Annotated in this window: 23 protein-coding genes and 5 tRNA genes; 26 read left to right on the forward strand and 2 right to left on the reverse strand. The window is 54.9% G+C overall.

Annotated features, from left to right (window positions below):
- Positions 1 to 2 precede the first annotated feature (2 nt).
- From F7R27_RS14620 to F7R27_RS14640, 5 genes are all read left to right on the forward strand, one after another.
- Positions 3 to 1,292, forward strand: a complete 1,290-nt coding sequence (locus F7R27_RS14620; RefSeq protein ID WP_151705121.1) for a UbiH/UbiF/VisC/COQ6 family ubiquinone biosynthesis hydroxylase — start codon at positions 3 to 5, stop codon at positions 1,290 to 1,292.
- Positions 1,293 to 1,394: 102 nt separating this feature from the next.
- Positions 1,395 to 2,498, forward strand: a complete 1,104-nt coding sequence (gene gcvT, locus F7R27_RS14625) for a glycine cleavage system aminomethyltransferase GcvT (protein ID WP_151705009.1) — start codon at positions 1,395 to 1,397, stop codon at positions 2,496 to 2,498.
- A 60-nt stretch (positions 2,499 to 2,558) separates the two neighbouring features.
- Positions 2,559 to 2,951 carry a glycine cleavage system protein GcvH gene (gene gcvH / locus F7R27_RS14630; protein WP_151705010.1) on the forward strand — a complete coding sequence of 131 codons (393 nt, stop codon included), beginning with the start codon at positions 2,559 to 2,561 and terminating at the stop codon, positions 2,949 to 2,951.
- A gap of 89 nt (positions 2,952 to 3,040) precedes the next feature.
- Positions 3,041 to 4,237: a class I SAM-dependent rRNA methyltransferase gene (locus F7R27_RS14635; protein ID WP_151705011.1), complete on the forward strand. Its 1,197-nt coding sequence runs from the start codon at positions 3,041 to 3,043 to the stop codon at positions 4,235 to 4,237.
- 78 nt (positions 4,238 to 4,315) lie between these two features.
- Positions 4,316 to 5,353, forward strand: a complete 1,038-nt coding sequence (locus F7R27_RS14640) for an NADP(H)-dependent aldo-keto reductase (RefSeq protein ID WP_151705012.1) — start codon at positions 4,316 to 4,318, stop codon at positions 5,351 to 5,353.
- Positions 5,354 to 5,366: 13 nt separating this feature from the next.
- On the opposite strand, the gene F7R27_RS14645 is transcribed toward F7R27_RS14640, so the two are convergent.
- The gene (locus tag F7R27_RS14645) at positions 5,367 to 6,026 is read right to left on the reverse strand and encodes a histidinol-phosphatase (protein ID WP_151705013.1); all 660 of its coding nucleotides are present in this window, start codon (positions 6,024 to 6,026) and stop codon (positions 5,367 to 5,369) included.
- 143 nt (positions 6,027 to 6,169) lie between these two features.
- On the opposite strand from F7R27_RS14645, the gene rppH reads away from it, so the two are divergent.
- Both rppH and ptsP read left to right on the forward strand, forming a co-directional pair.
- Complete coding sequence (gene rppH, locus F7R27_RS14650; protein WP_151705014.1) at positions 6,170 to 6,655, forward strand: RNA pyrophosphohydrolase; 486 nt, start codon at positions 6,170 to 6,172, stop codon at positions 6,653 to 6,655.
- A gap of 29 nt (positions 6,656 to 6,684) precedes the next feature.
- Positions 6,685 to 8,976: a phosphoenolpyruvate--protein phosphotransferase gene (gene ptsP, locus F7R27_RS14655; RefSeq protein ID WP_240776386.1), complete on the forward strand. Its 2,292-nt coding sequence runs from the start codon at positions 6,685 to 6,687 to the stop codon at positions 8,974 to 8,976.
- 10 nt (positions 8,977 to 8,986) lie between these two features.
- Here ptsP and F7R27_RS14660 read toward each other — a convergent pair whose 3' ends face one another.
- Positions 8,987 to 9,757, reverse strand: coding sequence for an NRDE family protein (locus F7R27_RS14660; RefSeq protein WP_151705015.1), 771 nt, complete (start codon positions 9,755 to 9,757; stop codon positions 8,987 to 8,989).
- Between the two features lie 89 nt (positions 9,758 to 9,846).
- Here F7R27_RS14660 and F7R27_RS14665 point away from each other — a divergent pair, with 89 nt between their 5' ends.
- From F7R27_RS14665 to rplL, 19 genes are all read left to right on the forward strand, one after another.
- Positions 9,847 to 10,647, forward strand: a complete 801-nt coding sequence (locus F7R27_RS14665) for a sulfite exporter TauE/SafE family protein (RefSeq protein ID WP_151705016.1) — start codon at positions 9,847 to 9,849, stop codon at positions 10,645 to 10,647.
- Between the two features lie 15 nt (positions 10,648 to 10,662).
- Positions 10,663 to 11,451 carry a prolipoprotein diacylglyceryl transferase gene (gene lgt / locus F7R27_RS14670; RefSeq protein ID WP_151705017.1) on the forward strand — a complete coding sequence of 263 codons (789 nt, stop codon included), beginning with the start codon at positions 10,663 to 10,665 and terminating at the stop codon, positions 11,449 to 11,451.
- Positions 11,452 to 11,544: 93 nt separating this feature from the next.
- A complete protein-coding gene (locus tag F7R27_RS14675; protein WP_151705018.1) occupies positions 11,545 to 12,387 on the forward strand; it encodes a thymidylate synthase in 843 nt (280 codons plus the stop codon).
- A gap of 9 nt (positions 12,388 to 12,396) precedes the next feature.
- Positions 12,397 to 12,900, forward strand: coding sequence for a dihydrofolate reductase (locus F7R27_RS14680; RefSeq protein ID WP_151705019.1), 504 nt, complete (start codon positions 12,397 to 12,399; stop codon positions 12,898 to 12,900).
- A 27-nt stretch (positions 12,901 to 12,927) separates the two neighbouring features.
- Positions 12,928 to 13,899 (forward strand): bifunctional biotin--[acetyl-CoA-carboxylase] ligase/biotin operon repressor BirA, encoded by a 972-nt coding sequence (birA, locus tag F7R27_RS14685; protein ID WP_151705020.1) that lies wholly within the window; start codon positions 12,928 to 12,930, stop codon positions 13,897 to 13,899.
- Positions 13,896 to 14,606 (forward strand): type III pantothenate kinase, encoded by a 711-nt coding sequence (locus F7R27_RS14690; protein ID WP_151705021.1) that lies wholly within the window; start codon positions 13,896 to 13,898, stop codon positions 14,604 to 14,606. The genes birA and F7R27_RS14690 overlap by 4 nt, the downstream gene beginning before the upstream one ends.
- Positions 14,607 to 14,765 (forward strand): hypothetical protein, encoded by a 159-nt coding sequence (locus tag F7R27_RS18630; protein WP_168927519.1) that lies wholly within the window; start codon positions 14,607 to 14,609, stop codon positions 14,763 to 14,765.
- A gap of 86 nt (positions 14,766 to 14,851) precedes the next feature.
- Positions 14,852 to 14,927, forward strand: a tRNA-Thr gene (locus F7R27_RS14695).
- A gap of 22 nt (positions 14,928 to 14,949) precedes the next feature.
- A tRNA-Tyr gene (locus tag F7R27_RS14700) sits at positions 14,950 to 15,033 on the forward strand.
- Between the two features lie 19 nt (positions 15,034 to 15,052).
- A tRNA-Gly gene (locus F7R27_RS14705) sits at positions 15,053 to 15,127 on the forward strand.
- Positions 15,128 to 15,134: 7 nt separating this feature from the next.
- Positions 15,135 to 15,209 (forward strand) — tRNA-Thr (locus F7R27_RS14710).
- A 92-nt stretch (positions 15,210 to 15,301) separates the two neighbouring features.
- The gene (gene tuf, locus F7R27_RS14715; protein WP_151705022.1) at positions 15,302 to 16,495 is read left to right on the forward strand and encodes an elongation factor Tu; all 1,194 of its coding nucleotides are present in this window, start codon (positions 15,302 to 15,304) and stop codon (positions 16,493 to 16,495) included.
- A gap of 67 nt (positions 16,496 to 16,562) precedes the next feature.
- Positions 16,563 to 16,638, forward strand: a tRNA-Trp gene (locus F7R27_RS14720).
- A gap of 60 nt (positions 16,639 to 16,698) precedes the next feature.
- Entirely contained in the window at positions 16,699 to 17,067 is a 369-nt protein-coding gene (gene secE / locus F7R27_RS14725) for a preprotein translocase subunit SecE (RefSeq protein ID WP_151705023.1), read from the forward strand.
- Between the two features lie 9 nt (positions 17,068 to 17,076).
- Positions 17,077 to 17,619, forward strand: coding sequence for a transcription termination/antitermination protein NusG (nusG, locus tag F7R27_RS14730; RefSeq protein ID WP_151705024.1), 543 nt, complete (start codon positions 17,077 to 17,079; stop codon positions 17,617 to 17,619).
- Positions 17,620 to 17,709: 90 nt separating this feature from the next.
- Positions 17,710 to 18,144, forward strand: a complete 435-nt coding sequence (gene rplK / locus F7R27_RS14735; protein WP_151705025.1) for a 50S ribosomal protein L11 — start codon at positions 17,710 to 17,712, stop codon at positions 18,142 to 18,144.
- On the forward strand, positions 18,144 to 18,839 hold the full coding sequence (gene rplA / locus F7R27_RS14740) for a 50S ribosomal protein L1 (RefSeq protein WP_151705026.1): 696 nt from the start codon (positions 18,144 to 18,146) through the stop codon (positions 18,837 to 18,839). Before rplK ends, rplA begins: the two co-directional genes overlap by 1 nt.
- Positions 18,840 to 19,063: 224 nt before the next feature.
- Entirely contained in the window at positions 19,064 to 19,555 is a 492-nt protein-coding gene (gene rplJ, locus F7R27_RS14745; RefSeq protein ID WP_151705027.1) for a 50S ribosomal protein L10, read from the forward strand.
- Between the two features lie 69 nt (positions 19,556 to 19,624).
- Positions 19,625 to 19,993 (forward strand): 50S ribosomal protein L7/L12, encoded by a 369-nt coding sequence (gene rplL / locus F7R27_RS14750; protein ID WP_151705028.1) that lies wholly within the window; start codon positions 19,625 to 19,627, stop codon positions 19,991 to 19,993.
- Positions 19,994 to 20,080 lie beyond the last annotated feature (87 nt).

The raw sequence follows: 20,080 nt of genomic DNA on the forward strand, positions 1-20,080 counted from the left end.
TGATGGCGAATGAAGGGCAGAGCAGAGATGTCGATCTGGTGATTGTCGGCGGCGGTATGGTCGGTGTGGCACTGGCCTGTGCGCTGTCACCCTCGGGTCTGCGTATCCTGATTCTGGAGCAGCAGCCACGTTCGGCAGAGGCCTTTATCTCTGATCTGCCCGCATGGCAGGCTCTGGGCTATGACTCGCGTGTCAGTGCGCTGACCTGTGCCTCGCAACAGTTTCTGAGTCATGTCGGGGCCTGGCCTTTGATGCAGCAGCAGCGTGTTTCCGCCTATACCGATATGGAGGTGTGGGATGGCAGCGGTACAGGTGAGATAGGTTTCAGTGCCGCCGAGCTGCATGAACCCTGCCTGGGTCATATTGTTGAAAACCGTGTCACGCTTGCGGCCCTGTATCAGAGGATGCTGGAGCAGGCATCCATCGAATTTCTGCCAGGCGCTGAACTGGCCAGTGTTTCGGCTCCGGATGCAGCCGGCACACGTCTGCTGACCCTGAAAAACGGAGAAATGATCCGTGCACCCTTGCTGGTGGGTGCTGATGGTGCCTTGTCGAAAGTGCGACAACTGACCGGGATGGCGGCGACAGAGTGGGACTATGGACACCATGCTCTCGTGACATCGGTATACAGTGAGCTGCCACATCGTGCGACCTGTCGGCAGCGCTTCACTGAAGATGGTCCGCTGGCTCTGCTGCCGCTTGATGATCCTCACTGGTCATCGCTGGTCTGGTCGACCTCACCTGATCATGCCAGCCAGTTGATGGCGCTGAGTGATGAGGATTTCTGCGTTGCGCTTGAGCGTGCCTTTGATGCTCGGCTGGGACATTTCTCGCAGCCTGAAAAGCGCTTTGTATTCCCTTTACGCCAGCGCCATGCGCATCGCTATGTTGCACCGGGCCTGGCATTGATAGGTGATGCCGCGCACACTATTCATCCGCTGGCCGGACAGGGTGTCAATCTCGGATTTCTGGACGCGGCTGCGCTTGCAGAGGTTTTGCTGGCCGCGCATGCGGCAGGTGAGTCCCTGGCTTCAGAGCGGGTCTTGAGGCGTTATCAGCGCATGCGCAGAAGTGACAATCTGCTGATGTCAGCAGGTATGGAGGGTTTTCGCCGACTGTTTGCCGAGCAACCACCACTGGTCAGACTGGTGCGCAGTCTGGGGATGAATCTTGCCGATCGTTGTGGTCCCATCAAGCAGCATCTTGTCCACAGGGCCATGGGTCTGTCGCAGGATGTACCTTCTCTGGCTAAGCGCAGGCTGCGAGCGGATAAATCTGCAATGGGTAATTGAACTGAGGTGCGTTTACCGATACATTAACTTCCCTTTTTTCGCAATCGACCGGCAAAAACGCTGGGTTCGACTGCCAGAACACTGCCAAAGATGGGCTTTCCGATGGGCAATAGAACAGCACTCTACGACAAACATCTGGCCATGGCCGCCAAGGTAGTGGACTTTGGTGGCTGGGATATGCCGCTTCATTACGGCTCACAGCTCGATGAGCATCATCAGGTCAGGCGTGATGCCGGCATGTTTGATGTCTCGCACATGACTATCGTCGATGTCACCGGCTCTGATGCCAAGGAATATCTGCGCCTGCTGCTGGCGAATGATGTTTCGCGACTGAACACCAAGGGCAAGGCGCTTTACAGCGGCATGCTCAACAATCAGGGTGGTGTGATAGATGACCTGATCGTCTATCTGATGACCGAGCCGGGTGTGACGGGTGAGTGGTTCCGGGTTGTGGTGAATTGTGCCACACGGGTCAAGGATCTGCGCTGGATGGCTGAGCACACGGCCAAAATGGATGTGGCGCTGACAGAGCAGCCGGAACTGTCCATGATTGCGATTCAGGGACCCAATGCGATCAGTCGTGTCAAGAGTGTGGTGAGTGAGTTCCGCGGCAGACTGATCGATGAACTGGTCCTGTTTCAAGGGCAGGAATCGGAAGGTTGGTTTATCGCAAGAACCGGCTACACTGGTGAAGATGGCCTCGAAATCATGCTGCCTGAAGATGAAGCAGCGGCTTTCTGGCAGGCGCTTGCCGATGCCGGTGTTGCTCCCTGTGGTCTGGGCGCACGCGATACGCTGCGGCTGGAGGCGGGGATGAATCTTTACGGTCAGGATATGGATGAGTCTGTCACGCCGCTTGAGTCCAATATGGGCTGGACAGTGGCCTGGGAGCCGCAGGATCGCCAGTTTGCCGGTCGCGCTGTGCTGGAGCAGCAGCGCCTCGACAAGCCAGCCACAAAGCTGGTCGGACTGGTGCTTGAAGCGCGTGGTGTGTTGCGCCCGGGGCAGAAGGTGCTGGTTGAAGGTATCGGCGAAGGTGTGGTCACCAGTGGCAGTTTTTCGCCGACACTGGGCTACTCAATAGCCATGGCACGCGTTCCCTATGCAACGGCGGATGCAGCAGAAGTTGAAATGCGTGGAAAACCGGTTAAAGTCAAAGTGGTTAAACCGCCTTTTGTTCGCAATGGCACCAAGGTTTATTCCTGAATTGTATTACAAAGCAGTATCCAGAGTTATATTCCTGAATTTAAAGGGGTGGGGCGAGAAATGAGTAATATCCCTAGCGAGCTGAAATATGTTGCCAGTCATGAGTGGATTCGTGACGAGGGCAATGGTGTGGTGTCGATCGGTGTCACTGACCATGCGCAGGATCTTTTGGGTGATGTCGTTTTCGTTGAATTGCCGGATGTCGGCGATGAGGTATCAGCGGGCGATGATTGTGGTGTGGTTGAGTCGGTCAAGGCCGCTTCGGATATCTATGCTCCTCTGTCAGGAGAAGTGATTGAGATCAATGAAGACCTGGAAGACTCTCCTGAAATGGTCAACAGTGACCCTTATGGCGATGGCTGGTTCTTCCGCCTTAAGCTGAGTGATCCGGCCGAGCTGGATGACCTGCTGGATGCCGAAGCCTATGCCGAGCACTGTGAGTCTGAAGGCTGATCAACGGTCTTTGCTGATACGCAGTACACCTCCTCCATTGATCGTCCCGGCCGTGTGCCGGGACAGTCATTTAATACAAAGCGATCACCATGAACTTGAAACCTCTTATCCTTAATGCCGGCGCCGAAAAGCGTCTCAGGGCAGGCCATCTGTGGATTTACAGCAATGAAGTGGATGCCAAGGCATCTCCTCTGAAAGGATTTGAAGCGGGTGAACAGGTGGTGGTGCAGGATGCGCGTGGCAAGTCCCTCGGTATCGCCTATATCAACCCCAATACACTGATCTGCGGCCGACTGATCAGTCGTGATCAGAAATACCATCTGGATCGCTCGCTGCTGGTTCACCGCCTCAATATTGCATTGGCATTGCGCGAGCAGCAGTTCGATGCACCCTGCTATCGTCTGGTCTTCGGAGAATCCGATGGTCTTCCGGGGCTGGTGATTGATCGCTATTTTGATATTTTTGTTGTGCAGATATCCACCGCCGGAATGGAGTTGCACAAGGATGCGATTATCGATGCGCTGAACAAGGTGTTCATGCCGGCGGCGATTGTGTTCCGCAATGATGGCAAGATGCGTGCGCTGGAAGGTCTCGACAGCTATATCGAAGTGGCTCAGGGAGAAGTGCCGGAGCTGGCACCCCTGGTTGAGAACGGTGTCAATCTGCTGGCGCCGATACTGGATGGCCAGAAAACCGGGTGGTTCTATGACCACCGTGAGAATCGCGCACGCATGCAGCAGATGGTCAAGGGCAAACGTGTGCTGGACCTGTTCAGCTACGTCGGTGGCTGGGGTGCTCAGGCGCTCGCAGCCGGTGCCTCTGAGGTGATCTGTGTGGATGCGTCGCAGACCGCACTGGATGTGGCTGCAGAAAATGCGCGCATCAATGGTGGCGAAACCCGCTTCAGAGGCCTCAAGGGCGATGCCTTTGATATCTGCAAGGAGCTGACGGCTGAGAAGGAGCGGTTTGACCTGATCATAGTAGACCCTCCTGCGTTTATTCAGAAACGCAAGGATCTGCGCAACGGTGAGCGCGCCTATGCCCGGATCAACAATCTGGCGATGCGCCTGCTTGAGCGTGATGCGGTGCTGATCTCCGGTTCCTGCTCCATGCATCTGGGGTGGGAGCAACTGATCGATCTGCTACGTGGCAACAGCCGTGAACTGGATCGCAATGCGCAGATTTTTGCACGTGGGCATCAGGGGGCCGATCATCCGGTCCATCCGGCCATTCCGGAAACAGACTATCTCAAGGCCTGCTTTCTGAGAGTGCTGCCCAGCAGCTGATGCGAGCTCCACCAGCTGCTTTTTTGCGTACACAGCGCCTTGTTCGTCAATAACCATCCATGGAAACAGGAGTCATGCATGCAGTATCAACCACTTGGCAACAGCGATCTGAATGTCAGTCGGATCTGTCTCGGCACCATGACCTTCGGGCGTCAGAACAGTGAGTCCGATGCCTTTGAACAGTTGGATTATGCGGTTTCTCAGGGCGTCAACCTGCTCGATGCTGCCGAGATGTATCCGATCCCCACTCAGGCCGAAACGCAGGGGCTGACCGAAACCTATATCGGCAACTGGATGAAACAGCGCCAGAACCGGCAGGAGTTGATTCTGGCAACCAAGGTGGTCGGGCCTGGTGCGATGGTTGGTTACCTGCGTCCTGATCTGCATCTGGATCGGCGTAATATCCGAGCAGCGGTTGAGGGAAGCCTGCAGCGACTGCAGACAGATTATATCGATCTTTATCAACTGCACTGGCCGGATAGGCAGACCAACTTCTTTGGCCAGCTCAATTATCGTCATGAGCCTGAGAAGGATGGCACGCCACCGCTGGAAACCCTGCAGGCTCTGTCTGAGCTGGTGGCAGAGGGCAAGATCCGTTACATCGGTCTGTCCAATGAAACCCCCTGGGGCGTCATGACTTTTCTGCAACTGGCAAAAGCGCATGATCTGCCTTTGGTGGTGTCGGTGCAGAATCCCTACAGCCTGCTGAATCGCTCTCTGGAGGTTGGGTTGGCTGAGGTGTTGCTGCGCGAGCAGGTGGGTCTGCTGGCATACTCACCGCTGGGCTTTGGTGTCCTCAGTGGCAAGTATCTGCAGGGGCGTCGACCGGCTGGATCTCGTCTCGCGCTCTTTCCTGAATATAAGCGCTACATAGGTGAGCAGGCTGAAGATGCCACCGCTGCCTATGTCAATCTGGCCAGGTCAGCAGGTCTGGATCCGGCTCAGATGGCGCTGGCATTCGTCAACAGTCGCTCTTTTCTGGGCAGCAATATCATTGGCGCCACAAAGATGGATCAGTTGAAGCAGAATATCGCGTCGCTGCAGGTCACGCTCAGCAATGATCTGCTGGAGGAGATAGAGGCGATACATCGCCGCTATCCCAACCCCAGTCCCTGATTGCTGAAAAAGTTCAACCCTGACGCAGATCCAGAATCGGCCAGTTGCGCTCACGGGCAATGCTGGCCAGCGTCTCATCCGGATTGACAGCAACCGGATGGTCTACCTGCTCCAGCAGTGGCAGATCGTTTCGTGAGTCGCTGTAGAAGTAACTGCCTGACAGGGAGTGGCCCCTTTCTTCCAGCCATTGCTGCAGGCGTGTGACCTTGCCTTCCTGAAAGCAGGGAGTGCCCTGAAGCCGGCCTGTATAGCGGCCATCCAGCAGCTCAGGCTCGGTTGCCAGCAATACATCTATGCCCAGGCGTGAGGCAATCGGGCGTGTCACGAAAGCATTGGTTGCCGTGATGATCATCGGCAGATCACCCTGTTTGCGATGTTGCTCAATCAGATCCTGTGCCGCTGGCAGCATCAGTGGTTCGATACACTCCTGCATGAACTGTTGATGCCACAGCTCAAGTTGTGTCAGTGAGTGCTGACTCAGTGGTCGCAGAGCAAAGGCCAGAAACTCGTTGATATCCAGGGTGCCTTGCTGATACTGCCGGTAGAAACGATCATTGGCAGCCTGATAGGCTGACTCGTCCACGGCTCCGATACGGCACAGAAATTCACCCCAGGCATGGTCGCTGTCGCCACCGAGCAGGGTGTTGTCCAGATCAAAAATCGCCAGTCTCACAGACTAACTCCGGTTAAAACTGATAGTTGGACTGCAAGGATAGAGCGTGATGCTGTTTTGCGCAAATGCAGGCATGCTATTTGCCTGAAACCATATCTGTGGAACAATAACCGACAATAGAATTGTAAATCGGGAACAACATTGTGATTGATTCAGAGGGCTTCCGACCGAACGTCGGCATCATTCTGGTGAACTCGCTGGGTCAGGTCCTCTGGGCGAAGCGTATCGGGCAAGATGCCTGGCAGTTTCCCCAGGGTGGTATTCAGGATAGCGAAACGCCGGAACAGGCGATGTTCAGAGAGTTGAAAGAGGAGATAGGGCTGACACCACAGGATGTGGAGGTACTGGCCGTGACGCGGGGTTGGCTGCGTTATCGTTTGCCAAAACGGATGATTCGTCGTCATTCCCAGCCTATGTGTGTGGGGCAGAAGCAGAAGTGGTTTTTGTTAAAAATGCTCAGCCATGACAGTGCTGTGAGGATTGATCATTCGGATTCGCCGGAATTTGATGGGTGGCAGTGGGTCAGTTACTGGTATCCTCTCAGGCAAGTGGTATCTTTTAAAAGGGAAGTGTACCGCAAAGCCATGAAGGAACTGGCGCCGAAACTGTCCAGGCTGGTTTATGGATAGTTAATTTTTTCATCAGCAGGGAATCAGGCATGAGTATACTGAGTGTGCTTCGCAAGATCGTTCAGGAGGTCAGTACCGCGCCCGACCTGGCATCCGTGCTTGCGCTGATCGTGAGCCGGATACAGCGCGCCATGGATACTCAGGTCTGTTCCGTGTTTCTGCTGGATGAGGTGCAGGATCGCTATGTGCTGATGGCTACTCAGGGGTTGAATCCCGAAGCGGTCGGTCAGGTCAGTCTCGCCTCCACCGAAGGTATTGTCGGCGTGGTGGCTCAGCGCGCCGAGCCGATCAATCTTGAGGATGCCTCTATTCATCCCGCTTTTCACTATCTTCAGATCACAGGTGAGGAGCGTTTCCACGCGTTTCTCGGGGTGCCGATTATCCACCATCGCAAGGTGTTGGGCGTGCTGGTGGTGCAGCAGCATGAGAAGCGCCGCTTTGATGAGAGTGAGGAAGCGTTTCTGGTGACGCTGTCGGCGCAGCTGGCCGGTATCATTGCGCATGCAGGTCTCAGTGGTTCAGTTGCCAAATTTGATGACAAGAGTGGCGGGAGCCTGCAGGATCGCCGTTTTGATGGTGTGGCAGGCTCTCCCGGTATTGCCATAGGGCAGGTGGTTGTGGCGTCACTGCCGGCTGATCTGGATACGGTTCCGGATAAGGCTGCAAAAGATATTGCCCGTGAAATTGAGCACTTTCAGCAGGCGCTTGAAGCTGTCAGGGTGGACATCCGCAGTGTTGCCAGCGTGCTGTCGCAAAGACTCAGCAGCGATGAGCGGGCATTGTTCGATGTCTATCTCAGAATGCTGGATGACAATGCGCTGGCGGCGGAAATCATCGCCAGGATTAATGAGGGCAACTGGGCGCAGGGTGCGCTGCGTGAAGTGATCAGTGAGCATGTGCGCGAGTTCTCGGCGATGGAAGATTCCTATCTGCGTGAGCGTGCCACGGATATCAAGGATCTCGGCCGTCGTATTCTGAGTTATCTGCAGGAGGAGAGTGAATCCGAACCGGTGGAGTATCCCGATAAGGCAATACTGCTGGCAGATGAGTTGACGCCGGCGATGCTCGGTATGGTACCGGAAGACAAACTGGTCGGCCTGATCTCGGTCAGTGGTTCGGGCAACTCTCATGCAGCAATTCTGGCGCGTTCCATGGGGATACCCACCATCATGGGTGTGGTCGACATCCCCTATCGTCGCCTTGAGGGTCGAGAGGTGGTGCTGGATGGCTATACCGGGCGTGTTTATGTCAATCCATCCGATAAGCTCAAGTATGCCTTTCTGCAGATATTGAACGAGGTGCAGGCGGTTACGGATGAACTGGAGGGGCTGCGCGACCTGTCGGCCATTACGCCTGATGGCTACCGCATCCCTCTGTGGGTCAACACAGGTCTGGCTGCTGACGTCAGTCGGGCGCTGGAACGGGGTGCCGAAGGGATCGGGCTGTATCGTACAGAGATCCCATTCATGATTCGCGACTGTTTCCCGAGTGAGCAGGAGCAGATAGAGAGCTATCGTGCTCAGCTCGAGGCTTTTGCGCCGCGTCCGGTGACGATGCGAACGCTGGATATCGGGGGCGATAAGGCCCTGCCTTACTTCCCGATCAGTGAAGAGAACCCCTTTCTGGGCTGGCGTGGTATCCGTGTCACGCTGGATCATCCCGAAATCTTCATGGTTCAGGTCAGGGCGATGCTGCGCGCTTCCGAGGGGCTGGATAATCTGCGCATCATGCTGCCGATGGTGACCAGTGTGAATGAGGTGGAGGAGGCTGTGCGGCAGATAGATCGTGCACTGGCCGAACTCTGGGAGGAGGGGTTTGCGGTCAAGCGTCCGCCCATCGGGGTGATGATCGAGGTCCCGGCAGCCGTTTATCAGGTGCGGCGCTTTGCGCGCATGGTGGATTTCATTTCGGTGGGCTCTAATGATCTGACCCAGTATCTGCTGGCTGTAGATCGCAACAATCCGCGCGTTGCTGATCTCTACGCACCCTACCATCCGGCAGTGCTCAAGGCGCTGGACTTTATCGTTCAGGAGACGCACAAGGAGCGCAAGCAGGTTTCCATCTGTGGCGAGATGGCAGCAGATCCGGGTGGCGCTCTGCTGCTGATGGCAATGGGCTACGACGTGCTGTCGGTCAATGCCAATAACCTGCCACGGATCAAATTTGCGGTGCGTGGTGTCAGCATGTTCCGTGCCCGTCAGTTGCTGACCAAGGTGCGTGTCATGGACGATGCCGAAGAGATACACCAACTGCTGCGTCAGGCGTTGAAAAGCTTCGGCCTCAGCCAGCTTACCCGCCCCTCCATGCCTGAGGACGAATAAAAGCCTTCACTCAATCCGGTACTATGGCACGCAGGTTGAAACGGGTGGTCAAGGGGTGAGGTGTCTGCGGCTGCAGGTGAGTGAACTCAGTCAGCTCAAGTTCTCCGTCTGCACTCAGTATCAGCGTTGTGCTGGAGCGGGTACCATACTTGTCACTCTCGATAAAACAGCTGGACAGCATGCTTTCCCACTCCTGGCTGATACCTGTGTCGGGCAGAAGTTCGTCCTGTGCCTTATCGCGACTGGATAGCAGCGACAACAGCTGATCCGCTCTGGGTGCTGTCAGCTCGTTCAGATACTGTTGCATCTGCTGGCGTGCCAGCTCAGTCTTCGGCCAGGGGGTATTCAGCAGAGCATTACTCAGTGTGTGGATGCCGGGCTGTAAGCGGGTCGGTGTCTGGTGATGGGTGCCGAGGTAGTAAAGCCCTGTTCGGTCCAGTAGCAGCAGATTGAATCCGCCATAAGCTTCAAAGCTGATCTCTCGAGCGTAATCCAGAGCGCTCACGGGGTTGGCAAGATAGTGACTGATCAGCTCCCCACGTGAGAAGAGTGCTGACTGGCTGGCGCGACCATCGCGATAGTTGGTCAGTGCAGCCATGCGACCATCATCCGAGATGCCCAGCCAGGTTCCGCCCTGAGTCAGATCACGGCCTGCCAGTATCGGCTTGTCCTCCCAATGGTGTACGGGAAGTGTCGGGCGCTGGTAGAATTCATCACGATTTGCGACCAGCAGCAGTGGCCACTGGGTTGACTGGCGGTAAGCAAGGGTGATCAGGCACATGGCTTGGTCTTTCCTGATTGTGAAACAGGTTACATATTAGACCCGGTTGCAGGACCGGGACAAACACATTTCCTTGACAGGATTCTGCGATGTTGATGACCTTGCTACTCTATCTGGTTCTTGGTGCTGCTGCCGGTCTGACGGCAGGCCTGTTTGGCATAGGCGGTGGTCTGTTGATAGTACCTGTGCTGATCTTCTCCTTCGAGCTGCAGGGAGTGAGCCCTGCGGTCTTGACGCATATGGCGATCGCTACCTCGCTGGCGACTATTGTCGTGACCTCGATCAGTTCGATTCTTGCTCACCACAAGCGTGGTGCAGTGAACTGGCCGGTTTTCCGGCTGCTGGCGGTGGGTATTCTGTTTGGCGCAATGCTGGGCGTGAATACGGCCGTGATGCTGCCGGGTAATGTGCTGCAGATTGCGCTGGGTTGTTTTGTCATACTGGTTGCCTTCCAGATGGCACTGAATCTGAAACCTTCCGCGGGTGACCCTGTGTCCGGAAAGTGGGAGCTGGGAGCGGCGGGTACGGGTGTTGGCTGGGTGTCCGCGATCTTCGGTATCGGTGGCGGTACGCTGACCGTGCCCTACCTGAGCTGGCGTCGGATTACGATGCAGCAGGCTGTGGCGACGTCGGCCGCCTGTGGATTGCCGATCGCCCTGATGGGGGCCGTGACCAATATCTGGGTCGGCTGGGATGCTCCAGCAAGACCTGAGTGGAGTCTCGGTTATGTCTACCTGCCGGCGTTTGTCGGTATTGTCATTACCAGTTCTGTTTTTGCCAAGCTGGGAGCAAAGCTGGCACATGCGCTGTCACAGGTAATGCTGAAGCGAATATTTGCCGTTTTTCTGCTGCTGGTAGGTATTCGCTTTCTGGTCACGAACCTTTTCTGAGGATAGATATTACCCATGTGGTTACACGATATTGACCCGGTTGCCCTGCAGTTGGGTCCGCTGCAGATTCACTGGTATGGCCTGATGTATATCATCGGCTTTGGTGCCGCCTGGTGGCTCGGCGTGGTGCGTGCCCGCAAACCCGGTTCTGGCTGGAATGAGCAGCAGGTGTCGGATCTGATCTTCTGGGGTGCGGTGGGTGTCATTGCCGGGGGGAGAATGGGCTATGTCCTCTTTTACCACTTTGACTACTTCCTGCAGAACCCTCTGTGGCTGTTTGCAGTATGGGAGGGTGGCATGTCCTTTCATGGCGGCTTCCTCGGTGTGGTACTGGTTCTGTGGCTCTTTGCGCGCAGGCATGGGAAATCCTTCTTTGCCCTGGCAGACTTCATTGCGCCGCTGATTCCGATCGGTCTGGGTGCCGGTCGCCTGGGTAATTTCATTGGCGGCGAGCTCTGGGGCCGTGTCACGGACCAGACCTGGGGCGTGATCTTTCCCGCTGCGGGTGATGGTCTGGCACGCCACCCGTCTCAGCTCTATCAGATGCTGCTGGAGGGCGTTCTGCTGTTTGCGGTGCTCTGGTGGTTCTCTTCACGTCCGCGCCCGGCGATGGCGGTCTCCGGCCTGTTTGTGCTGCTTTATGGCGTCTTCCGCATTATCGTAGAGTTTTTCCGCGAGCCGGATGCGCATCTGGGGCTGGTGGCGTTTGACTGGCTGTCGATGGGTCAGTTGCTGTCGCTGCCGATGCTGGTGTTGGGTGGGCTCCTGTTATTACTGGCATATCGCGGTAAGGCTCGGGGCTGATCTCAGGCTGACGCTGGGCGTTCAGTGCAGTATCATGCGATGTGGTTGACTGAAAATGCATGACTGAATGCATGACTGGAGAGAAAAGAGACAATGCAGCAGTATCTGGATCTGATGGAAGAGATAGTGCGGGAGGGTGTCGACAAGGGAGATCGTACCGGCACTGGCACCCGTTCCCTGTTTGGTCGACAGTTGAGGTTTGATCTGCAGAAGGGCTTTCCGCTGCTGACGACAAAGAAGGTGCATCTGCGCTCCATCATCTATGAACTGCTCTGGTTCCTGGCTGGTAATACCAATAATCAGTGGCTGAATGAGCGCGGCGTGACCATCTGGGACGAGTGGGCCCTGCCTGATGGCGATCTTGGACCTGTCTATGGCAAGCAGTGGCGTTCCTGGGCCTGCCCGGATGGGCGCACACTGGATCAGATGGAGGAGCTGGTCAGACAGATTCGCCGTAACCCCAACTCACGTCGCTTGATCGTCAGTGCCTGGAATCCGGCTGATCTGCCGGATGAATCGATCAGTCCGCAGGAGAATGTGCGCAAGGGTAAGGCGGCGCTGCCGCCGTGTCATACGCTGTTCCAGTTTTATGTTGCCCAGGGGCGGCTCAGCTGTCAGCTGTACCAGCGCAGCGCCGATTATTTTCTGGGCGTGCCGTTCAATATTGCCTCCTATGCGCTGCTGACGCATATGCTGGCGCAACAGTGTGATCTGGATGTCGGAGAGTTTGTGCTGACCTTCGGTGATCTGCATCTCTACAGTAATCATCTGTCTGACCCTGCCATAGTGTCTGAGCAGCTATCACGGACTCCCAGGCAGTTGCCGCAGTTGAAAATACTGCGCAAGCCCGCGAGCCTGTTTGAATATGAGTTTGAAGACTTTGTCATCGAGGGTTATGACCCTTATCCAGCCATTCGCGCACCCATCGCGATCTGAGGAGGTTTTGTGCATCTGGCAATTATAGTGGCCCACTCCAGCAATCGTGTGATCGGAATCGGTAATAAGCTCCCCTGGTATCTGCCGGAAGATCTGAAGTACTTCAAGCGTATTACTCAGGGTAAACCGATCATCATGGGGCGCAAAACCTTTGAGTCGATCGGGCGTCCGCTGCCGGGGCGAGCTAATATAGTAATTACACGGGATGAGCAGTGGCAGGCCGAGGGTGTGCGCGTGGTGCATGGTCTGGAAGAGGCGATCGAGCTGGCCAGCGATATCGCACTGATAGATGGAGTGGAAGAGGCGCTGGTTATCGGTGGTGCCGAGATATATGCACAGGCGCTGACACGGGTAGACAGACTCTATCTGACCGAGGTGCACACCGAACTGGAGGGCGATGCCTGGTTCCCGGAGCTGGACAAAACACATTGGCAGGAGATGCTGCGGGAAGATTTTCCTGCGCAGGAGCCAAATCCCTATGATTACAGCTTTGTTGTGCTGGATCGCGTCTGAAAAGAAATCAACCTCTGGAGTGGCAGTGTGGTCATTAAAGATCTGTTGAGTATCCTGGCTGATGGCACCTTTCATTCCGGGCGTGAGCTGGGTGAGCGGCTGGGCATCAGTCGCAGTGCCGTATGGAAGCAGGTGCAGAGTCTTGCGGCGCTGGATATCGAAGTCTACAGCGTCAGAGGACGAGGCTATCGCATTCCTCGTGGTCTGGATCTGATGGATCAGGCGCTTTTTGATGCGGCCTTGACGGCAGATGTCAGGGATCAACTGGATCTGCAGAGCTTTTCACTGGAAGTCACCTCCACCAACCATCTGGCATCTGCTGCACTGGCCGAGGGGATCGGGTCCGGCATTTTTGTCGCCGAACGGCAGACGGCGGGGCGTGGACGCAGAGGTCGTAGCTGGATCAGTCCGTTTGGTGCCAACATCTACTTCTCAATCGGCTGGCGTCTTGAGCGAGGGGTAGCTGCGCTTGAGGGGTTGAGTCTGGCGGTCGGGATAGCGCTGCGTGATGCTTTGACAGATCTGGGGGTGCCTGATGTGATGCTCAAGTGGCCGAACGATCTTCTGTGTAAAGGGCAGAAGCTGGCGGGTGTTCTGATTGAGGTGAATGGCGATACGGCGGATCAGTGCCAGTTGATTCTGGGGATAGGGCTTAATGTCGGTATGCCAGAGCAATCGGCTCAGCAGATAGATCAGCCCTGGACTGATCTGCACAGTCAAATGGCAAACCCGCCATCGCGCAATCTGATACTGGCTGCATTGGTGAACAGGCTGATTCCGATGTTGAACAGCTTTGAACAACAGGGCTTTTCGGCGCTGCATGAGCGTTGGGCGCAGGTGGATGCCTACTATGGCCGGGCAGTGGAAATTCATGCGGCATCCACAAGGCTATCAGGTATCTGTCGTGGTGTGAACGAGACAGGTGCTTTGCTGCTCGAAACCGATCGGGGCATGGAAACGGTGCATGGTGGTGAAGTCAGTCTGAGGCTGCAGTCGTGATACTGGAAATGGACATAGGTAACACCTTCATCAAGTGGCGCATGCGCCAGTTGGACGGTATTGTCACGGATGCACAGCGCTGCCCTGTGGCGGACGTTGAGGCCCTGGCAGGGGAGTTGGCAAGACTGGAGGATATTGAGGCTGTGCACCTTGCATCAGTGGCAGGTGAAGGTGTCAGCAGTCGGATGAGTGAGTTGGCACGCAGGTGCTGGGGGCTGGAGCCGGTTCATGCGGTGTCGCAGAGCAGAAATAATGGCTTGATCAACAGTTATGCTGAGCCTTTGCGCATGGGGGTTGATCGCTGGCTGGCCATGGTGGCTTTGTGGCAGCGTGAGCGCTCTGCTTTTTGTGTTGTGGATTGTGGTAGCGCCATCACCATCGACTTTGTGGACAGCGTCGGCCAGCATGAGGGTGGCTATATTCTGCCGGGGTTGAGGTTGATGCGCGAGAGCCTGCTGGGCAATACCGCACGTGTCGGGGTTGGGTCGGAATCGGCAGAGCTGGATATGCTGCCAGGCATGCATACCACGGCGGCTGTGCATAATGGCTTGAACTATCTCTTTCATGCACTGGGTGCCAGTTTGCCGGTAAAGGGGAAATGTGTTTACGTCACCGGTGGTGATGGTGAGCGCTTCGTGGCACTGGGTGGGGTCGGGGAGTACTGCCCGGATCTGGTTCTGGATGGATTGCAATGGGTGGTGAGCTGAATGTTACGCTGGGTCTTCTTACTCTTGCTGCTGGCTAATGCGCTGGCGTTTTTCTGGTATGCCCAGCAGCACAGGGCGCAGGTACAGTATCAGGTGCCGGTGCAACCATCTGAGCTTGAGTTGCTGCATGAACTGCCACCCAGTGGGCCGCAATCCTGACTGCACAGATAAAATGTGAAAAAAAGTGTTGTCAGGGGTTGCAAGGTGTCATTGGTATCAGTAAGATACGCACCACTTCGCAGCATGCCGGTATAGCTCAGTTGGTAGAGCAACTGACTTGTAATCAGTAGGTCCCGGGTTCGACTCCTGGTGCCGGCACCATTAAGTTGTGAAGTGTGGCTGAGGTGGGATTCCCGAGTGGCCAAAGGGATCAGACTGTAAATCTGACGCGAGAGCTTCGGTGGTTCGAATCCACCTCCCACCACCATCCTCAATCGGCTTTATCGGCGGGTATGGTATAGTGGCTATTACCTCAGCCTTCCAAGCTGAAGAGGCGGGTTCGATTCCCGCTACCCGCTCCACTGATCGGCTCATGTAGCTCAGGGGTAGAGCACACCCTTGGTAAGGGTGAGGTCGGCGGTTCAATTCCGCCCATGAGCTCCATAGTTTTGTTGTAAAGGGTAGATATAGTGATATGTCTGCCTTTTTTTGTATTTGGCGACCGCTAGTCGGCTGGATTAATTTGGGAACTCAAGATGGCTAAGAAAGCTTTTGAACGTAACAAGCCGCACGTCAACGTAGGAACCATTGGTCACGTTGACCACGGTAAGACAACTCTGACTGCTGCGCTGACGCGCGTTTGTTCAGAAGTGTGGGGTGGCGCTGCCGTAGCATTTGACGGTATCGACAACGCACCGGAAGAGCGTGAGCGTGGTATCACCATCTCCACATCCCACGTTGAGTATGAATCAGAAGTGCGTCACTACGCGCACGTTGACTGCCCAGGCCACGCTGACTATGTGAAAAACATGATCACCGGTGCTGCGCAGATGGATGGCGCGATTCTGGTTTGTTCCGCTGCTGATGGCCCGATGCCACAGACGCGTGAGCACATCCTGCTGTCACGTCAGGTTGGTGTACCTTACATCGTTGTGTTCATGAACAAAGCGGACATGGTTGACGACGAAGAGCTGCTGGAACTGGTTGAGATGGAAGTGCGTGAGCTTCTGGATCAGTACGAGTTCCCGGGCGACGACACGCCGATCATCGTTGGTTCTGCGCTGATGGCGCTGAATGGCCAGGATGACAATGGCATGGGCACTACTGCTGTGAAGAAGCTGGTTGAGACTCTTGACCAGTACATTCCTCAGCCAGAGCGTGCAATCGACAAGCCATTCCTGATGCCGATTGAAGACGTGTTCTCAATCTCTGGTCGTGGTACGGTTGTTACCGGTCGTGTTGAGCGTGGTATCGTCAACACAGGTAACGAAGTTGAGATCGTGGGTATTCGCCCAACGACCAAGACGACTGTTACAGGTGTAGAGATGTTCCGTAAGCTGCTGGACGAAGGTCGTGCAGGTGAGAACATCGGTGCGCTGCTGCGTGGCACCAAGCGTGACGACGTTGAGCGTGGTCAGGTTCTGGCCAAGCCGGGTTCAATCACTCCGCACACCAAGTTTGAAGGCGAAGTGTACATTCTGAGCAAGGAAGAGGGTGGTCGTCACACGCCATTCTTCAAGGGCTACCGTCCACAGTTCTACTTCCGTACAACTGACGTGACAGGTGCTTGTGAGCTGCCAGAAGGCGTTGAGATGGTTATGCCAGGAGATAACGTACAGATGTCCGTTACCCTGATTGCACCGATCGCGATGGAAGAAGGTCTGCGCTTTGCGATCCGTGAAGGCGGTCGTACAGTAGGTGCTGGTGTTGTAGCGAAAATCCTCGACTGATTTTTTTATCAGTTTAGGTTGCGAAAAGACAGGGTGGTGTATATAATGCGCCTCCCTGTTATGCAGTAGGCCAGTAGCTCAATTGGCAGAGCAGCGGTCTCCAAAACCGCAGGTTGGGGGTTCGATTCCCTCCTGGCCTGCCAATTCCAGTCGGAATTGGCATCACAAGCGTACGCTTTCTATGATAAGCCGAGGCTGCTAGCGTGAATTCTAAAGAAACATCTGAAGGATCAAAACTCGATGGCCTGAAGTGGGCTATCGTTGCTGTAATCGTTACCGTAGGTGTGGTCGGGAATTCATTTTTCTCCGGCGAATCACTGCTTTACCGTGTATTGGCGCTTCTGGTTCTGGCTGCAGTGGCTGGTTTCATCGTCCTGCAGACGGCTAAAGGTAAGACCTGGTCCCGATTGTTCAAGGAAGCCCGTGGCGAGATTCGCCGGGTTGTATGGCCGACGCGTCAGGAAACTCTGCAGACAACGCTCATGGTGTTGGCTGCTGTTCTGGTTGTGGCGCTGATGTTGTGGGGTCTTGACTCACTGCTTGGCTGGATAGTATCCGGAGTAATAGGTTAGAGGTAGAGCATGGATACGGAAAAGAAGCGCTGGTATGTGGTTCATGCATACTCTGGTTACGAAAAGCGGGTCATGAATGCGCTGAAAGAGCGTATTGAGATGCATGGCATGCAGGACTTCTTTGGTGATGTGCTGGTGCCGACAGAAGAAGTTGTCGAGATGCGCGATGGCAAGAAGCGCAAATCGGAACGCAAGTTTTATCCAGGTTATGTCCTGGTGCAGATGGCCATGAATGATGAGACGTGGCATCTGGTGAAAAGTACCCCTCGTGTACTTGGTTTTATCGGTGGTACGGCAGACAAGCCGGCGCCAATCACTCAGAAGGAAGCAGACGAAATTCTGCAGCGTGTCGAGAGTGGTGTTGATAAGCCGCGTCCGAAGACTGTATTTGAGCCTGGTGAGATGGTTCGCGTATGTGACGGCCCTTTTGCCGACTTCAATGGAGTCGTCGAAGAGGTCAATTACGAGAAGAACCGTCTGCAGGTGGCTGTTCTGATATTTGGACGTTCCACTCCGGTAGAGCTGGAATTCCGTCAGGTCGAGAAGGTCTGATCAGTTTTTTGTTGAAACCGCTTGCGAGCGGGTTTTTTATTGCAACAACGGGGAGCCGTGAGGCGTTTGAACCCACAAGGAGTAGCTTAAATGGCTAAGAAAATTAATGCTTATATCAAGCTGCAGGTCAAAGCTGGCCAGGCTAACCCGAGTCCACCGGTAGGTCCGGCTCTGGGTCAGCACGGTGTCAATATCATGGAGTTCTGTAAAGCGTTCAACGCACAGACCCAGGGTATGGAGCCAGGTCTGCCAACGCCTGTCGTTATCACTGTCTACAGTGATCGCAGCTTCAGTTTCATCACCAAAACTCCTCCGGCGGCAGTGCTGCTGAAGAAGTCCATGGGTCTGAAGAGCGGTTCTGCCCGTCCTAACACTGAAAAGGTCGGTACAGTAACCCGTGCTCAGCTCGAAGAGATCGCTACGGTTAAAATGCCGGATCTTACTGCGTCTGACATGGATGCAGCGGTTCGTACCATCGCCGGTAGTGCACGTGCAATGGGTCTTATCGTGGAGGGTGATGAATAATGGCCAAGCTGAGTAAGCGCCAGAAGGCGATTCGTGAAAAAATAGACGCGTCCAAGCAGTATGAGATCCAGGAAGCGGTTGCGCTGCTGGCAGACGTGTCTAAAGTCAAGTTTACTGAATCCATCGATGTTGCGGTCAACCTGGGTGTTGATCCACGTAAATCCGATCAGGTCGTTCGTGGCTCTACTGTTCTGCCACATGGTACTGGTAAGGATGTTCGTGTTGCTGTCTTCGCTCAGGGCGACAATGCAGAGAAAGCTAAAGAAGCTGGTGCTGACATTGTTGGTTTTGAGGATCTGGCAGAGCAGATCAAGGGTGGTAATCTGAACTTTGACGTTGTCATCGCAACTCCGGATGCGATGCGTGTTGTCGGTCAGTTGGGCCAGGTTCTGGGTCCACGTGGTCTGATGCCTAACCCGAAGGTTGGCACGGTTACCGCTGATGTTGCTACCGCGGTTAAAAATGCCAAAGCCGGTCAGGTACGTTTCCGTACTGACAAAAATGGTATCATTCACTGTTCAGTCGGCAAAGTCGGCTTTACCGGTGTATCGATCAAAGAAAACATTGAGGCCCTGGTCGCTGACCTGAAAAAGCTGAAGCCTGCTTCCGCTAAAGGCGTCTATGTGAAGAAAGTAACCCTGTCCACCACTATGGGACCGGGTCTGGCAGTTGATCAGTCCTCTTTGAGCGCCTGATCCCTGCTGAAGGTTTTTTGAGGGTCTTCGTGACCTGTCAGACAGAGACGAAGGCCGTCAAAGACCGCAGGCGACGGAGCAGCTTCAGGGCTGTTCCGTCTTAATAGTTAAAGCCTGCGCAGACGGTGAGATTCAGATTGAATCAGTACCACCGTACTCATAGCCCTGGGCAACAGTTCAGGGTGGTTGGTAAATAGTCGAAAGACTCAATCCAGGAGTAAATTGTGGCATTAGGACTTGAAGACAAAAAAGCGATCGTCGCTGAAGTCCAGCAAGCTGCCGCCTCTGCTCTTTCCGCTGTTGTTGCCGATTCACGTGGCGTAACAGTAGAAAGCATGACTGCACTGCGTAAGCAGGCGCGCGAGAATGGCGTATGGCTGAAAGTCGTACGTAACACACTTGCACGTCGTGCAGTTGAAGGCACAGCTTATGAGTGTCTGAAGGACGCATTCGTTGGCCCGAGCATTATTGCATTCTCCAACGAGCACCCAGGTGCCGGTGCGCGAATTCTGAAAGATTTCGCCAAGGGAAATGACAAGTTCGAGCTGAAAGCAGCAGCCTTCGAAGGCGAACCGGTCAATATTGACCTGCTGGCTAGCCTGCCGACTTACGACGAAGCGATCGCCAAGCTGATGAGCGTCATGAAAGAAGCTTCAGCCGGCAAGCTGGTACGTACACTGGCAGCCATTCGCGACCAGAAAGAGCAAGCCGCCTGATCCATTAACGGCGCTTTGGTTATCGATTCAATGAGCTTGGGCTCACACTAGATTATCAGGAAATTGAACATGTCTCTGACTCACGAAGATATCATCAATGCAGTAGCTGAAATGTCTGTAAAGGACGTTGTCACTCTGATTGAAGCAATGGAAGAAAAATTCGGCGTAACTGCAGCTTCTGCTGTTGTTGCTGGCCCTGCAGGCGCTGCTGAAGCGGCTGAAGAGCAGACTGAATTCAACGTTATCCTGGCTGCAGCCGGTGAAAAGAAAGTCAACGTCATTAAAGCAGTTCGTGGCGCAACTGGCCTGGGTCTGAAAGAAGCAAAAGACCTGGTTGACGGTGCACCTGCAACTGTTAAGGAAGGCGTTTCTAAAGAAGAAGCTGAAGAACTCAAGAAAGCACTGGAAGAAGCCGGCGCGACTGTTGAGCTCAAGTAATTGCTTCTATGCGCTGCAGGCAGCGTAAACTGCTGAATTAGCGTGTGGCTGGTGGCCAGGTGCCACCGGCCTTTTTCCGTTATTAAG

The organism is Nitrincola alkalilacustris (genome assembly GCF_008973755.1).
GTDB lineage: Bacteria > Pseudomonadota > Gammaproteobacteria > Pseudomonadales > Balneatricaceae > Nitrincola > Nitrincola alkalilacustris.